Source organism: Knoellia aerolata DSM 18566 (assembly GCF_000768695.1).
Lineage (GTDB): Bacteria > Actinomycetota > Actinomycetes > Actinomycetales > Dermatophilaceae > Knoellia > Knoellia aerolata.
In genome coordinates, this window is the sequence record NZ_AVPL01000003.1 from 37391 (window position 1) to 52994 (window position 15604).

Here is a 15604-nt window from a genome sequence, read left to right on the forward strand (position 1 = left end):
GCCGTCATGCCTGCTGTGACCGTCGACAACATCCTCACCCTCCCGCGTGTCGGCGTGCCGGAGGCCGCGGCGCCGAGCCGGCCCGTGCTCGGGGTGACGACGGCGCCGCAGGGTTTCGAGGGCGAGGGCTTCCCCGTGCGCCGGGCGTTCGCGGGAGTCGACCTCGCGGCGCTCGACCCGTTCATCCACATGGACCAGATGGGCGAGGTGGAGTACGCACCGGGCGAGCCCAAGGGCACCTCGTGGCACCCGCACCGCGGCTTCGAGACGGTGACCTACATCATCGACGGCAGCTTCGTGCACCGTGACTCGCACGGGGGTGGTGGGCGCATCACCGACGGCGACACCCAGTGGATGACCGCGGGGTCCGGCCTGCTCCACATCGAGACCCCGCCGGAGTCGCTCGTCGTCAGTGGTGGCCTCTTCCACGGCCTCCAGCTGTGGGTCAACCTGCCGAGGACGATGAAGATGTCGCCGCCCCGCTACCAGGACATCCGTGGTGGCGAGGTCGCGCTGCTCTCGAGCCCGGACGGTGGCGCGCTCCTCCGCGTCATCGCCGGTGACCTCGACGGCCACGCGGGCCCGGGCATCACCCACACGCCGATCAGCATCGTCCACGCGACCGTGGCGCCCGGCGCCCGCGTCCGGCTGCCCTGGAACCCGGGCTACAACGCCCTCGTCTACGCCCTCAGCGGTCGCGGCACCGTGGGCGCCGAACGCCGGCCGCTGCGCATGGGCCAGTTGGCCGTCCTCGGGGCCGGGGACGTCATCGAGGTCGGTGCGGATGACAGCCAGGAGAGCCGCAGCCCCAGCCTCGACCTCTACGTCATGGGAGGGCGACCCATCCGCGAACCGGTCGCCGCCTACGGCCCGTTCGTCATGAACACCCGCGCCGAGCTGGTGCAGGCGTTCGAGGACTTCCAGGCCGGGCGTCTCGGGACCATCCCGTCCGAGCCGCACCCCGGCCACGACGTCCTCTGACCGCCCTCCCGCCCGTGGGGGGGCGGGTGCGTGCGTCCGCAGAGGTGGTCGCGTTCTCGACCAGGGTTGCGGACGCAGCCCGTATGCCGGGTGCGCGCGTCCGCAGAGGTGGTCGCGTTCTCGACCAGGGGTGCGGACGCTGGGGAAGCGGAGGGGGAGCGAGGGCGGGTGGGGGCTACGTGAGGAGGACGTGGGCGAGCGCGCGGACGGCGGCGTCGGCGTGGGTCTCGGGCAGGCCGGCGTAGCCGATGACGAGCCCGCGTCGCGTCGCCTCGACGCAGTAGGCCGAGAGCGGGTTGACGAGGACGCCGCGGCCCAGCAGCGCCGTCGACACCTCGTGGTCGTCGACGTCGTCGGGCAGGAGCAGCACGAGGTGGAGGCCCGCGTCGACGCCGCTGAGCCGGTGCTCGGGGAGGTGGCGGGCCAGGGCGGCGACGACGCGGCTGCGGCGGCCGGCATACGTCCGCGCCGCCCGGGCGTGGTGCGCGGACAGGGCGCCGCTGGCGATGAACTCGGCCACCGCGGCGCCGGTCATCTCGTTGACGAGGAGGCTGCGCCGGTCGAGCTCGCCCCGGATCGCCTCGTGGAGGTGGCGGGGTGGCAGCAGCCACGAGACGCGCAGGGTGGGTACGAGGATCTTCGAGGCCGTGCCGACGTAGAGGACGTGGTCGTCGGCACCCTCGAGCGACCGGAGCGCCGGCAGCGGGGAGACGTCGTAGCGGAACTCCCCGTCGTAGTCGTCCTCGATGACGAGCCCGCCGTCGCGCCGGGCCCAGTCGAGGAGGGCGGTGCGGCGGGCGACCGGCATCCGCGCCCCCAGCGGGTACTGGTGCGACGGCGTGACGTACACCGCGGCGTCGGTGCGGCCGAGCAGGGCGGGGTCGAGGCCGTCATCGTCCACGGCCACCGCCCGGATGCGCACACCGCCGTCCGAGAACGCCGTCCACGCCTCGACGTACCCCGGGTCCTCGAGGGCGACGGTGCGCCCGATGAGCCCCAGGGCGGCGGGCAGCGCCTGCAGGGTCGCGCTCACCCCGGGCGTGACGAGCAGCTCCTCGGGGTCGACCGCGATCCCGCGGCTGCGGCGGATGTGGTCGGCGAGGACGTGTCGCAGCCGGGCGTGGTCCGGCGCCTGGCTGAGGTCGATGGTCGGGACCTTCGAGGCGGCGACCCGCCACGCCCGCCGCCACGCGGCCCGGTCGAGGAAGCCGATGTCGGGAAGCCCGGGCCGCAGGTCGAAGCGGGCCTCGCGCGGCGGGGGTCGCCGCCGTGGTGTCGGGCACGGCTCCATGGGCTCGACGGAGGAGAGGGCGCCCGCCCGGGCCGCCCGGTCGGCGAGCGGCGCGACCACCGCGCCCGAACCCGGCCGCGTCTCGATGAAGCCGGCCGCCGACAGCTCGTCGTAGGCCGCGACGACGGGTCCGCGCGAGATCGTCAGCGCGGTCGCGAGCACCCGGGTCGAGGGGAGCGGGTCTCCCGGGCGGAGCCGGCCCTCGCGCAGCTCGGTGACGACCGCGTCGGCGATGCGGTGTCGCAGCGGACGGTCGGAGGGCTCGAGCCGCAGCGGGAGGCCGGCGGCACGCGGGACCCGGGGCATCCGACCAGAATACCGGTCCTGGCGATCGGCCCATAGTGGATCTCGGCAATGATCCAGTTGCGCACCGACGATGGACGCGTGACCGACCTCAGCCTGCACCGACACCAGGAGCGCGGCTCCACCGAGCGCGCCGCCCTCGACGCCCTCCTCGACGACGTCCTCGCGGGGACGCTGAGCACCGTCGTCGACGGGAAGCCGTGGGTGGTGCCCATGATCTTCGCCCGCGACGGGGACCGCATCCTCCTGCACGGCTCGACCGGCGCCGGGGCGCTGCGCCACGTCGCCGCCGGTGCGCCCGCGGCCTTGGCCGTCATCGCGGTCGACGCGCTCGTCGTCGGTCCGACGACCTTCGACTCGTCCGCGAACTACCGCTCGGCGGTCGTGCACGGCCACCTCACGCCCCTTCGGGACGTGGACCGGACCATCGCCCTCGACGTGCTCTCGGAGCGGATCCTGCCCGGGCGCACGGCCGAGGTCCGCCCCATGACGCGGCAGGAGCAGTCCAGGACCCTGGCCATGGCGCTGCCCATCGCCGAGGGTGGCTTCATGGTCAAGACCCGCACCGGCACGGCGAGCGCCCCCACCGAGCCCACCGACGCCTGGCACGGCCTCGTCGAGCTGCGGACCGTCGCCCTCGAGCCCGAGCCCGCCCCCACCTCGACCGCTCAGGAGGTGCCGCGGTCGGTGAGGGACTTCGCGGGTGCGAGAGTTCTCGCGTGACCCATGTCTCCGGAGTCGGATCCTGGCCGGGCGAGTCGACCCGGGAGGCCGTCGTCGCCGTGCGCGACCTCCTCGGCGACGCCGACGGGCTCGGGGTGCCACACCTCCCGGAGCTGCCCGCCCGCGGTCCCGGTACCGACCTCATCGGCCGGTCCGCGGCCCTGCTCGCCGACCTCTCCGTCGACCTCCAGCCCTCCGGCTGGCGCTTCACCGACCGACCCGGTCGCGACCTCGCGCGGGCCCGCTCGTTCCTGCGCCGTGACCTCGACGAGCTGGCCGAGGCCTACGACGGGTATGCCGGCCCGCTCAAGATCCAGGTCGCCGGCCCGTGGACCCTCGCGGGCTCGATCGAGCTCAACCGCGGCGAGCGCTCCCTCTCCGACGCGGGCGCCCGCCGTGACGTCGTCGCCTCGCTCGCCGAGGGCGTCCGCCGCCACGTGCTCGAGGTGCAGCGGCTCGTCCCCGGCGCGGTGCTGACCGTCCAGCTCGACGAGCCCTCGGTGGTCGCCGTCCTGCGCGGCGACCTCCCCACCGCGTCCGGCTACGGTCGCGTGCGGCCGGTCGGCCGCGTCGAGGTGGCACGCGGCATACGCGAGGTGCGGGAGGCCCACGAGGGCGACGTCGTCCTGCACTCCTGCCACCCCGACGCCCCCGTTCAGGTGCTCGCCGCCACCGGCGCCAGCGCGCTCTCCCTCGACCTCACCGCGGCGTCGCCGCCACGCTGGGAGGCCATCGCGGCGGCCGTCGAGTCCGGTGTGGGGCTCTGGGCCGGCGTCGTGCCGGTCGCGGCGGTCACGGACTCCGCCGGTGCGGTGCGCGACGCGACGGCGCGGGTCGTCGACGGCTTCGCCCGGGTGGGACTCCCGGTCTCCTCGCTCGCCGACGTCACGATCACTCCGGCCTGCGGGATGCCCGCGCTCACACCGCAGGGGGCCGTCGGCGTTCTCCGGGTGGCCATCGACACCGCGCGCGAGCTGACGGAGAAGGAGCTGGGCTGATGTCACCCGTTCCCCGCATCCCCTGGCAGGCGAAGTACCTCGCCCTCGTCTTCATCTGGGGGTCGAGCTTCCTGCTCATGAAGGTCGGGCTCGAGTCGCTGTCGGCGGTCCAGATCGCCGCCCTGCGGCTGGTCACCGGAGCCGTGACGATCCTCGCCCTGCTGTTCCTGCGCGGCGGGTCGCTGCCGCGGGAGCGTTGGGTGTGGGGGCACCTCGTCGTCACCGGGCTGCTGCTCGGCACCATCCCGTTCACCCTGTTCGCGCTGTCCGAGACCCGGGTGAGCTCCGCGCTCGCCGGCATCGGCAACGCGACCACGCCCATCGCCACGGTGCTCGCGACGATGGCGTTCCTGCCCGGGGCCCGCGCGACCCGCTCGAAGGTCGTGGCCGTGGTCGTCGGGTTCGTCGGCGTCGTGACGATCATGCAGCCGTGGACGAGCGCCCGGCCCGACCTCGCCGGCTTCGGGATGGCCCTGCTCGGCGGTGCCTGCTACGGCGTCGGGTGGACCTACAACCGGCGCTTCCTCGCCCGCGCCGACCTCGGCGGGCTGAGCCAGCCCGCGGCGACCCTGCTCATGGGGACCGTGGCCATGGTCCCGGTGACCCTCGTGTGGGGCGCGGTCCAGCCCGGGGGGCTCGCGTCGATCTGGGCCTACGACCGGGCCCGGCTCGGCACGTCGCAGATCGAGGCCGGGAGCGCCGGTGGCGGCTGGGTCTGGCTGCCGCTGCTGTGCATCCTCGCGCTCGGGGTGGTCGGCACCGGCGCGGCCTACATCCTCCAGTTCGACGTCGTCCGTGGCGCCGGACCCATCATCGGCTCGACGATCACCTACCTCATCCCCATCGTCTCGGTGCTCCTCGGCGTCCTCGTCCTCGGGGAGGCGCTCGGACTGTTCGAGGTCGTCGGCTTCGTCATCGTCCTGGCCGCGGCCGCCGTGATCAACGCCCCGTCGCGGCGGCTGGCCGCACCGGCTCCCGAGGCGGCGCCGGCGGTGCCTCGCACCTGACGCCGCCCGCCGCGTGCGGTGTCGGCTATCCGGGGTCCTCCACCTCGCCGTGGCCCCGGATCCCCGACACCCGGCGCGTTCCGGGACGGTCGGGGACGGGCGTCAGCCCGCTGCCGGGGGTCGCACCTCGCGGCGCAGGATCTTGCCGGTGGGGCCCTTGGGGAGCTCGTCGAGCAGCCACACCGTGCGGGGGTACTTGTAGGCGGCGATGCGCTCCTTCGTGAACTCGATGATGTCCTCGGCCGTGGCCGTCGACCCCTCGCGCAGCGCCACGCCGGCGCCCACCTGCTCGCCGTAGAGCTCGTCGGGGACGGCCACGACGGCCACCTCGAGGACGTCGGGGTGCTGGTAGATGACCTCCTCGACCTCGCGCGGGTACACGTTCATGCCGCCACGCAGGATCATGTCCTTCTTGCGGTCGACGATCGTGTAGTAGCCCTCCTCGTCGCGGGTGGCCATGTCGCCGGTGCGGAACCACCCGTCGGGGATCGCCTCCGCCGTCGCCTCCGGGTTCTGCCAGTAGCCCTTCATGACGTTGTCGCCGCGGATGGCGATCTCGCCGACGGTGCCGTCCGGGACCTCCTTGCCGTCCTCGTCGATGACGCGCATCTCGCATCCGGGGATGGCCAGACCGATGGTGCCCGGCTTGCGCTCGCGGGTGGGCATGTTGAAGGACGCGACCGGTGAGGTCTCGGACAGGCCGTAGCCCTCGAGGATGACGCACCCGAACTTCTCCTCGAACGCCTTCATCACCTCGAGCGGCATGGCCGACCCACCCGAGGCGCAGGTGCGCAGCGACGACGCGTCGAGGCTGTCGGCGTCCGGGTGGTTGAGGATCGCGGCATACATCGTCGGCACCCCCTGCATGATCGTCACCTTCTCGTCGCCGATGACCTTGATCGCGGCGGCCGGGTCGAACCTGGGGATGAGCGCGAGCGAGGCGCCGACCCGCACGGCGGCGTTGAGCCCGACGACCAGTCCGAAGACGTGGAAGAGCGGCAGGCAGCCCATGATGACGTCGTCCGGGGTGACCTCCTGGATGTCCTCGGCGCAGCGCTTCGCGTTGAGGTTGACGTTGTCGTGGGTGAGCTCGGCACCCTTCGGGCGGCCGGTCGTGCCCGAGGTGTAGAGGATGATCGCGGTGTCGTCGCCCTCGCGCTCGGTGGGCTCGGCGATGGGTTCGCCCCCGTCGAAGCTGCCCTCGACCGGACCCATGGGCCCGCACTCGACGATCCGTGTCCCCGAGTTCTCGGCGCCCTTGGTGGCCTCGCTGACGAAGTCGGGCCAGACGAAGGCGACCTTGGCGCCCGAGTTGGTGAAGAAGAAGTCGATCTCCCCGGCCTTGAGCAGCGGGTTCATCGGGACGACGACGCCGCCCGCGAGCAGCGTCCCGAAGAACGCGACGGGGAACGCGGGGACGTTGGGGAGGATGAGCGCGACGCGGTCACCCGGCTCGATCCCGTTGGCGCGCAGGGCTCCGGCGAGCTTGGCCGCCATGCCGTGGAGCTGCTGGTAGGTGATGTCCTGCCCGGCCACCTTGAGCGCCGGGCGGTCCGGCATCGACGTGGCGGTGCGGACGAGGTTCGAGGCGAGGTTGGACTCTGCGCTGCCCATGGTGACTGGCTCCTTTGCCGTGGCGGGGTCGCCGCCATTCTGGTCCGTGGGACGGCTCCGTGGGGGGCGGTCACCCTGAAAGACTCCTGTACGTGCTCACCATCGACTCCTACCTCACCTTCTGCGACGAGGCCCTCGATGCGTATGCCGGCATCGTGCGTCAGCTCGGTGACCCTCTCGTCAACGCGACGGTCCCGGGCGTCGAGGGGTCCAACTCGGCGTTCGCCCTCGTCTCGCACGTCGTCGGCGTCATGGGCCGGTGGGGCCGCACGGTCAACCGTGGGATCGTCGTCCCCCGCGACCGGGACGAGGAGTTCACGGCGACCGGGACCGTCGACGCGGCGCTCGCGCTCCTGGACTTCGGCCGCGCCCGGCTGCACGAGGATGCCCTCGCGGCCGTCGTCGACGCGCCGCCCGCCAACCCGCCGGCCGGGCGCGACGACGGGTACGCCACGCAGGGCGAGGTCCTCATGCACGTCCACCAGGAGCTCGTCCAGCACCTCGGTCAGCTCGAGGTCACCCGCGACGTCCTCCTTGCCGCCGCGCGCCAGGACTGATCCGCCCTAGGATCGACGATCATGACGAGGATGTCGCCCGCGGCGGCCACGACGGCCTTCCTGACCGTCAACGGGGTGAGCGTGCCCCTCGGGGACTCCGCCACCCCGCACACGACGACGCTCGACTGGCTGCGCGACCGGGGTCTCACCGGCAGCAAGGAGGGCTGCGCCGAGGGGGAGTGCGGCGCCTGCGCGGTCATGGTGGCCCGGGCCGGCACCGACGGGACCGCGACCGAGTGGGTGGCCGTGAACTCCTGCCTCGTGCCCGTCGCTGCCCTGGACGGTCAGGAGGTCGTCACGGTCGAAGGGCTCGGCGCCCCCGACCGGCTGCACCCCGTGCAGCAGGAGCTCGCCGACCGCGGAGGGTCGCAGTGCGGCTACTGCACCCCGGGCTTCGTCTGCTCGATGGCGGCGGAGTTCTACCGGGCCGGCCGCACGGCCGCCGGGCCGGAGCACGCGTCCGAGCCGGACGTCACTGCCGACCACGAGCACGGCCCGAACGGGTTCGACCTGGCCGCACTGTCGGGCAACCTGTGCCGGTGCACGGGGTACCGGCCCATCCGCGACGCGGCATACGCCCTCGGCCTGCCGGAGGAGTCCGACCCCTTCGCGAAGCGGCGCCTCTCCGCCCCGACCCCGGCACGGCCCACCCGGCTCGTGGCCGACGGTGCCGAGTTCGTGCGCCCGTCCACCCTCGCGGAGACGGTGCAGCTCCTCGCCGACCACCCCGACGCGGTGGTCCTGGCCGGCTCCACCGACGTCGGCGTGGAGCTCAACCTCAAGGGGTCCCGCCCCCCGCTGCTCGTCGCCGTCGACCGGCTGCCCGAGCTGCGCGACCTCCGGGTCGCCGACGACGAGGTCCGGATCGGCGCCGCCCTCACCCTCACCGAGATCGAGCGGGGGCTGGGCGGGCGGGTGCCGCTCCTCGCGCGGCTGTTCCCCCAGTTCGCCTCCCCCCTCATCCGCAACGGCGCCACGCTCGGCGGCAACGTGGGCACCGCGTCGCCGATCGGCGACTGCGCGCCGGCGCTGCTGGCGCTCGACGCCTCTCTCGTGCTGTCCGGCCCGGGCGGCGAGCGCGTCGTGGCGCTGGCCGACTACTTCACCGGCTACCGCGAGAGCATCCGGCAACCCGGCGAGCTCATCCGCGAGGTCCGGGTCCCCCTGCCCCTCTCCGCGCTCGTCGCCTTCCACAAGGTCGCCAAACGGCGCTTCGACGACATCTCCAGCGTCGCCGTCGCCTTCGCCCTCGACGTCGTGGACGGCACCGTGACCCGGGCGAGGATTGGTCTCGGCGGTGTCGCGGCGACGCCGATCCGCGCTCTGCGCACCGAGGCGGCGCTCGAGGGCGCTCGCTGGACGCCCGAGACCGTGACCGCGGCCGCGAGCGTCCTTGCGACAGAGGGCACACCGCTGTCCGACCACCGGGCCAGCGACCGCTACCGCAGCGCCATGCTCGGCCAGTCGCTCCACAGGCTGTACGCCGAGCAGGGCACCATCTCGCGGGTCGCGCCGTGAGCCGGCTGTCCGAGCGTCCCGCCGCCGCCGTCGTCGGGCAGGCCGTGCGCCACGAGTCGGCGGCGCTGCACGTCACCGGCCGCGCCCTCTACACCGACGACCTGCACCCGCGCACGAAGGACGTGCTGCACGCGTGGCCGGTGCAGGCGCCCCACGCGCGAGCCCGCGTCACCGGGCTGCGGGTGCGGCCGGCATACGCCGTGCCGGGTGTCGTGCGGGTGCTCACGGCCGAGGACGTGCCCGGCATCAACGACGCGGGCGTCAAGCACGACGAGCCGCTCTTCCCGAGCGAGGTCTGCTTCCACGGCCACGCCGTCTGCTGGGTGCTCGGCGAGAGCCTGGAGGCCGCCCGCCGCGGCGCCGTCGCCGTCGAGGTCGACTACGAGCCGCTCCCGTCGATCATCACGCTGGCCGAGGCGATCGCAGCGGAGAGCTTCCAGGGGGCGCAGCCCACGGTCCAGCGGGGAGACGCGGAGGCAGCGCTCGCGCGGTCCTCGCACGTCTTCCACGGCGAGCTCGAGCTCGCCGGGCAGGAGCACTTCTACCTGGAGACGCACGCTGCCCTGGCGACGGTCGAGGACGACGGTCGCCTCTTCGTGCAGAGCAGCACGCAGCACCCGACCGAGACCCAGGAGATCGTGGCCCACGTCCTGGGGCTGCGCAACCACGAGGTCACCGTCCAGTGCCTGCGCATGGGCGGCGGCTTCGGCGGCAAGGAGATGCAGCCGCACGGGTATGCCGCGGTCGCGGCCCTGGGCGCCACGCTCACCGGGCGGCCGGTCCGGCTGAGGCTCAACCGCACCCAGGACCTCACGATGTCCGGCAAGCGGCACGGGTTCCATGCGCGGTGGCGTGTCGGCTTCGACGACGCGGGCCTGTTGCAGGCGCTCGAGGCGACCCTGACCTCCGACGGCGGCTGGAGCCTGGACCTCTCCGAGCCGGTGCTCGCCCGGGCCCTGTGCCACGTCGACAACAACTACTGGATCCCCGACGTGAGGGTGACGGGCAGGGTCGCCCGCACCCACAAGACGTCCCAGACCGCGTTCCGCGGCTTCGGCGGCCCGCAGGGGATGCTCGTCATCGAGGACATCCTCGGCCGGTGTGCCCCCCTGCTGGGCATCGAGCCGCACGAGCTCCGTCGCCGCAACTTCTACGAGGACGGCCAGACCACGCCGTACGGGCAGGTCATCACACAGGCCGAGCGCGTCCAGCGCGCCTGGGACCAGGTGGCCGAGGACGGGGACCTCGCCCGGCGCCGGGCCGAGATCGCCGAGTTCAACGCGACCCACGAGCACCTCAAGCGCTCGGTCGCCGTCACGCCGGTGAAGTTCGGGATCTCCTTCAACCTCACCGCGTTCAACCAGGCCGGTGCGCTGGTGCACGTCTACAAGGACGGGTCCGTCCTCGTCAACCACGGCGGCACCGAGATGGGACAGGGACTGCACACCAAGATGCTGCAGGTCGCGGCGACCACGTTGGGCGTCCTCCCGGAGATCGTCCGGCTCGCACCGACCCGCACCGACAAGGTCCCCAACACCTCGGCGACCGCGGCGTCGTCGGGCGCCGACCTCAACGGCGGGGCGGTCAAGGACGCGTGCGAACAGATCCGCGAGCGCCTCGCCCACGTGGCCGCCCAGCGGCTGGGGGTGCCCGCCCCGGACGTGCGCTTCTCGGGCGGGGTCGTCTCCGGTCTCGGCACCGAGCACACGCTGCCGTGGGCGGACCTCGTGCACTCGGCCTACTTCGCCCGGACCCAGCTCTTCGCCGCCGGTTACTACCGGACCGAGGGGCTGCACTGGAACTCCACGGTGATGCGGGGGAGCCCGTTCAAGTACTTCGCGCACGGGGTTGCCGCGACGGAGGTCGAGGTCGACGGGTTCACCGGTGCTCACCGCACCCTGCGCGTCGACATCGTGCACGACGTCGGCGACAGCCTCTCGCCGCTCGTCGACGTCGGGCAGATCGAGGGAGCCTACGTCCAGGGTGCCGGCTGGCTCACCCTCGAGGACCTGCGCTGGGACACCGGCGACGGTGAGCACCGTGGCCGCCTGGCCACCGCATCCGCCAGCACGTACAAGCTGCCGAGCTTCTCCGAGATGCCGCCGGTCCTCAACGTCACGCTGCTCGAGCGGGCACACGAGGAGGGCGCCGTGTACGGGTCCAAGGCAGTCGGTGAACCGCCACTCATGCTGGCCTTCGCGGTGCGCGAGGCGCTGCGTCAGGCGTGTGCGGCCTTCGGGCCCGAGGGCACCAGCGTCGACCTCGCGAGCCCGGCGACCCCCGAGGCGGTGTACTGGGCGCTGCAGGAGGCCCGGGCCGGGCACGACCCCGAGGTCGAGGCCGGACCCGGACCCACCCCCCCGGAGGCCGACCCGGCAGCGCCCACCCGGCACCCGGAGTCGGAGTCCGCACTGCAGCACCTGTCGGAGGCCTGAGCCGTGCGCTGGCTGCGAGCCGTCGAGCGGCTCCGCACGGACGGGGAACCAGGGGTGCTGGTGACCCTGACGGAGGTGCGGGGCCACGCACCTCGCGAGGCGGGCGCCAAGATGGTCGTGGGTCGGACGGGGACCTGGGACACGATCGGAGGGGGCAACCTCGAGGCCGCCGCCGTCGAACGGTCCCGGCAGATGCTCGACGAGGGACGCGCGACCCCGGAGACCTTCACGTCGTCGCTGTCCGACAAGGCACCGTTCCAGCACGGCATGCAGTGCTGCGGCGGGGAGGTGAGCGTGCTCCTCGAGCCGCTTCCGGTGGCACCGGTCGTCGCCATTTTCGGCATGGGCCACGTCGGCCACGAGCTCGCCCGCATCCTGGCCCGTCACGACCTCGACCTGCACCTCGTCGACACCCGGCCCGAGGCCCTGCGCGAGGACGTGCTCGCCCCTCTCGCCGATGCCGACGCGCGGGTTCACCCCCACCCCGTCCCGGTCCTGCCCGAGCTCGTCCTCGGGGAGCTCCCCTCGGGTACGCACGTGCTCGTCATGACGCACGACCACGCCGAGGACGCGGCGATCCTCGACGCGGCCCTGCGCACCGACGGTCTCGCCTCCGTCGGGCTCATCGGCTCCAGCGCCAAGTGGGCGCGGCTGCGGCGCCGGCTCCTCACGGAGGGAGGCCTCGCCGAGAGCGACGTCGCGCGGGTCACCACCCCGATCGGGCTCCCACAGCTCGCCGGCAAGGACCCGGCGACGATCGCGGTGGGCGTGGCCGCCGACCTGCTCATCCGGTTCACGGCCGCGTCGTCGGGGCCCTCTCGGGAGGGCGAGAGCCCGGCAGACGGGAGAACCACGGCAGATGTCTAGGGTTTGTCCAAGGTGTGGCCCTATCATGGGAGGGTGAACCACACCCTTGCCACGCCGACGATGGGGATGCTCGATGCGGTCCGGACCGCACCCTCGCTCCTGGCGGCGATCGACTTCATCGACCCGCTCGTGGCCTCCGTGCGCGACGACGGCGACGCGGCGACGGCGACCCTGCGCGATGCCATCGACGACGACACCGACCAGCTGACGGCGATCGCGGCGGTGCACGCAGCCGCAGCCGGGGGAGTTGACCTGGCTGGGGCGCTCGTGGTGCCGCTGCTGACCTCCCGGATGCCCTTCCTCCGCGAGCACGCGGCATGGGCACTGCGCCTGTCCACGCCGATGGCGGCGGCCGTCGCCCCGCTGCGCGCGGCGATGGAGGACGGCGGTTTCGTCGGGATGCTCGCCGAGGCCACGCTCGAGACGTGGGGACTGCCCGAGCCCGAGGCCGACGACGTCGTGAGTCCTCCTCGAGCGCGTCGCACCGACTCGGGCCGGGACGGCCTGACGGTCGCCCAGCTCTTCCTCCACGCCGACATCGACGGGAGCCTGCGCAACGCCGGGAAGGGCGACACGGGCGGGATCGCGACCCTGCTCGTCCACCTCGGGGACGCCCTCGTCGCGGAGCCCGGCGTCTCGCGGGTGCTGACGCTGTCGCGCAGCCACCACCAGGGTGAGCGGAGCCCCGACGACGCAGGGGCTCCCGGTCACCACTACCTCGGCGTTCCCCTGCCTGGCCCGGCGCTGCCGTCCGCCGACACCTGGCCCCTGCGGCTCGGGATCCGGCGCGGTCTCCGGCGAGCGCTCGTCGCGGCTGCGCCGGTCGACGTCCTGCACCTGCGGATGGCGGACGTGGGCTCGTGGGCGGCGTCCGAGGTGGCCCACGAGCTGGGCATCCCCACGGTGCTGACCCTGGCTCCGGACCCGCACGCGCTCATCGCCGCACGCGAGGCCTCCGGCGCGCTCACCCGGGCCACCTTCGGCGCGGCGGACCAGACGGAGCACCTCGTCTTCCGGGTGCGGCTCCTGCGCGACCTCGCGGACCAGGCGGCCCATCTCGTCGCCTTCCCCCGGCCACGGCTAGACCGCGACCTGCGCGAGCTCCTCCACCTCGACCCGGACGCGGGCGACCGGTCGCTCACGGTGGTCCCCGAGGGCATCGACCTCGCGCCGCTCGACCGCGCGGTCCGTGAGGTGGCGGACGCCGCTCGAGGTGATGCCGTCCCGGTGGCCACGGGTCGGGCACTCGCCGAGCTGGACGCACTGCTCGCGACCCTTCCCCCGGAACGCCGGCACCTGCCGCTCGCGATCACGGTCGGGCGGCTGCACCGGGTCAAGGGCATGGCCACCCTCGTGGAGGCGTGGGCGTCCGATCCTGCATCCGTCGAGGGCTGCAACCTGCTCGTCGTCGGAGGTGACCTGGACGACCCGACCACCGACGAGGCGGAGGAGCTCGCCCGCATCTGCGCGTCGGTCGCCCGCGTCGACGCCGCCGACCGTGGCCTGCTGCTGGCCGGTCACCGCCCGAACGGCGTGGTCGCCACCTGGCTGGCGGCGGTGCGGCTGGGACGGCCCGGGCTGAGCGCGCCGGGTGGGGTGTACGTCTCCGCCAGCCTCAAGGAGGAGTTCGGCATCGCCATCCTCGAGGCGATGGCCTCGGGGCTCGTCGTCGTCACCCCCCGGGAGGGCGGGCCGGCGACGTATGTCGAGCAGGGGGTGACCGGCCTGCTCGTCGACACGACCTCACCGACCGCCCTCGCGGGTGCGGTGGTCTCCGCGCTCGAGCTGGCTGCCGCTCCGGACGCCGCGGCACGCGCAGACCACGTCCGGAACCGGGTGGCCGAGGAGTTCGGCGTTGCCACGATGGCCTCGTCCCTCGCCGCGATCTACTCGGAGGTCTCCCGTGACGCTGCTCGTCATCAGCCCTGACTACGCCTCACACCTGCTTCCCCTCGCCACGTTGGGCACGGCGTGGAGCGCTGCCGGCGAACGGGTCGTCGTGGCCACCGGCCCCGCGACGGACGGCATCGTCCGCCGGTTCGGCTTCGAGCGTGAGGACCTCCAGCTGGGACGCGGGTCCAACCCCGGGGTGATCCGTGCCGAGGACCAGCCCCGCGGCGAGGACGAGGCCCTGCGCGGGTTCTTCGCCGCGACGAGGCTCGGGGCGGTCCCCACCCTGGCGTTCCAGGCGGACGCCCGCGGAGACGACCTGCTGTGGGAGCCGCTGCGGGTTGCGCGGGAGGTGCACCGCGTCGTGGAGCGGGTGCGACCCGACCACGTCATCGTCGACCACCTCGCCTTCAGTGCCCGGCTGGGGCTGACCGGGACGGGCGTGCGTCACGCCGACGTGGTCCTGGGCCACCCCTCGGCCCTGACCGTGGGCGACGAGGTGTACGGCCACCCGCCCGCGTGGCCGCGTCGCCTGCAGCCCGACCCGGACGCCCTCGCCGACCTGCGCCGCCGGTGCGAGCGCGTGCGCGACGCGTTCACCGAGCAGTGGAACGACGTGATGGCCCTCCTCGACCCGGCGGCACCGGCCAGCGAGGACGCCTTCGCCGAGACGGGTGACGTCCTCATGCTCAACTACCCCGGCGAGCTCCACCCGCCCGAGCGGACCGCGCTGCTGGGCCGGCACGCCTTCCTCGGCTCCGCGGTCCGCGCCGAACAGCCCGATCCGGAGGTGGACGCCTGGCTGGCCCGCGGGGGAGGGCCGGTCGTCTACGTCAGCCTCGGCAGCTTCCTCTCGGTGCGCTCGGACGTGCTGGCCCGGGTCGCCGAGGCGCTGCGCGGCATGGACGTCCGCGTGGCGCTGGCCGCCGGTTCCACGTCCCCCGACGCGCTGGGCCCGGTCCCCCGGTCCTGGCTGGTTCGTGCGGAGCTCCCGCAGGTCACGCTGCTGGGGCACGCCGTGCTGGCGGTCTCCCACGGGGGCAACAACACCGTCACGGAGGCGCTGACCGCCGGCGTCCCCCTGCTCCTCCTGCCGCTGTCGACCGACCAGTTCGCCGGCGCCGCGGCGCTCGAGACAGCCGGCCTGGGCGAGGCCCTCGACCCCAACGCCGCCACGGCGGAGGAGCTCCGGGCCGCGGCTGTCCGTCTGCTCGCGCTCGCGCCCGAGGCGTCGCACCGCCTCGCCCGGCTGTCCGAGGACCTCACGTGCACGCCGGGCGCCCATCGTGCACGCGCGGCGCTGGTCACCGAGGACGACGCGTCCACCGAGCACGCGCAGCAGGGCACCGGGGGCGCCCCCTGACCGCGGTCGCTCACCCCGCGCGGCACGGATCACCGGGGCCACGGTGTCGGTGGCGTG

At 73.8% G+C, this 15604-nt stretch carries 12 protein-coding genes; 10 read left to right on the forward strand and 2 right to left on the reverse strand.

The features are described from left to right. The first annotated feature begins 6 nt into the window (after positions 1–6). Positions 7–981 (forward strand): pirin family protein, encoded by a 975-nt coding sequence (locus N801_RS02395; protein ID WP_035932465.1) that lies wholly within the window; start codon positions 7–9, stop codon positions 979–981. A 175-nt stretch (positions 982–1156) separates the two neighbouring features. On the opposite strand, the gene pdxR is transcribed toward N801_RS02395, so the two are convergent. Next, positions 1157–2578, reverse strand: a complete 1422-nt coding sequence (gene pdxR, locus N801_RS02400) for a MocR-like pyridoxine biosynthesis transcription factor PdxR (protein ID WP_035932466.1) — start codon at positions 2576–2578, stop codon at positions 1157–1159. Positions 2579–2656: 78 nt separating this feature from the next. Between pdxR and N801_RS02405 the strand changes: the two genes are divergently transcribed. From N801_RS02405 to N801_RS02415, 3 genes are read left to right on the forward strand one after another with little or no spacing between them, the layout of a single operon-like run. After that, positions 2657–3298 (forward strand): pyridoxamine 5'-phosphate oxidase family protein, encoded by a 642-nt coding sequence (locus N801_RS02405; protein WP_211254657.1) that lies wholly within the window; start codon positions 2657–2659, stop codon positions 3296–3298. Beyond that, a complete protein-coding gene (locus N801_RS02410) occupies positions 3295–4296 on the forward strand; it encodes a uroporphyrinogen decarboxylase/cobalamine-independent methonine synthase family protein (protein ID WP_035932467.1) in 1002 nt (333 codons plus the stop codon). Before N801_RS02405 ends, N801_RS02410 begins: the two co-directional genes overlap by 4 nt. Continuing rightward, a complete protein-coding gene (locus N801_RS02415) occupies positions 4296–5303 on the forward strand; it encodes a DMT family transporter (protein ID WP_052112522.1) in 1008 nt (335 codons plus the stop codon). The genes N801_RS02410 and N801_RS02415 overlap by 1 nt, the downstream gene beginning before the upstream one ends. Positions 5304–5405: 102 nt before the next feature. On the opposite strand, the gene N801_RS02420 is transcribed toward N801_RS02415, so the two are convergent. After that, positions 5406–6917, reverse strand: a complete 1512-nt coding sequence (locus tag N801_RS02420; RefSeq protein ID WP_035932469.1) for a long-chain-fatty-acid--CoA ligase — start codon at positions 6915–6917, stop codon at positions 5406–5408. Positions 6918–7009: 92 nt separating this feature from the next. On the opposite strand from N801_RS02420, the gene N801_RS02425 reads away from it, so the two are divergent. Genes N801_RS02425 through N801_RS02450 form a run of 6 tightly spaced genes read left to right on the forward strand, consistent with a single transcriptional unit; the run spans position 7010 to position 15547 of the window. Next, positions 7010–7474: a mycothiol transferase gene (locus N801_RS02425; protein ID WP_035932470.1), complete on the forward strand. Its 465-nt coding sequence runs from the start codon at positions 7010–7012 to the stop codon at positions 7472–7474. A 21-nt stretch (positions 7475–7495) separates the two neighbouring features. Further along, entirely contained in the window at positions 7496–8992 is a 1497-nt protein-coding gene (locus N801_RS02430; RefSeq protein ID WP_084108079.1) for a xanthine dehydrogenase small subunit, read from the forward strand. Continuing rightward, positions 8989–11427, forward strand: a complete 2439-nt coding sequence (xdhB, locus tag N801_RS02435; protein WP_035932472.1) for a xanthine dehydrogenase molybdopterin binding subunit — start codon at positions 8989–8991, stop codon at positions 11425–11427. The genes N801_RS02430 and xdhB overlap by 4 nt, the downstream gene beginning before the upstream one ends. 3 nt (positions 11428–11430) lie before the next feature. After that, positions 11431–12294, forward strand: coding sequence for a xanthine dehydrogenase accessory protein XdhC (xdhC, locus tag N801_RS02440; protein ID WP_035932473.1), 864 nt, complete (start codon positions 11431–11433; stop codon positions 12292–12294). A gap of 33 nt (positions 12295–12327) precedes the next feature. Next, positions 12328–14223, forward strand: a complete 1896-nt coding sequence (locus N801_RS21680; RefSeq protein WP_052112523.1) for a glycosyltransferase — start codon at positions 12328–12330, stop codon at positions 14221–14223. Further along, entirely contained in the window at positions 14198–15547 is a 1350-nt protein-coding gene (locus tag N801_RS02450; RefSeq protein ID WP_052112524.1) for a nucleotide disphospho-sugar-binding domain-containing protein, read from the forward strand. Before N801_RS21680 ends, N801_RS02450 begins: the two co-directional genes overlap by 26 nt. Positions 15548–15604: the final 57 nt, after the last annotated feature.

What these genes read in the sequence shown, in the direction of transcription:
- N801_RS02420 (WP_035932469.1), bottom strand. Translation starts at nt 6,917, where the DNA reads ATGGGCAGCGCAGAGTCCAACCTCGCCTCGAACCTCGTCCGCACCGCC.
- N801_RS02430 (WP_084108079.1), top strand. Translation starts at nt 7,496, where the DNA reads ATGACGAGGATGTCGCCCGCGGCGGCCACGACGGCCTTCCTGACCGTC.
- N801_RS02415 (WP_052112522.1), top strand. Translation starts at nt 4,296, where the DNA reads ATGTCACCCGTTCCCCGCATCCCCTGGCAGGCGAAGTACCTCGCCCTC.
- pdxR (WP_035932466.1), bottom strand. Translation starts at nt 2,578, where the DNA reads ATGCCCCGGGTCCCGCGTGCCGCCGGCCTCCCGCTGCGGCTCGAGCCC.
- N801_RS02395 (WP_035932465.1), top strand. Translation starts at nt 7, where the DNA reads ATGCCTGCTGTGACCGTCGACAACATCCTCACCCTCCCGCGTGTCGGC.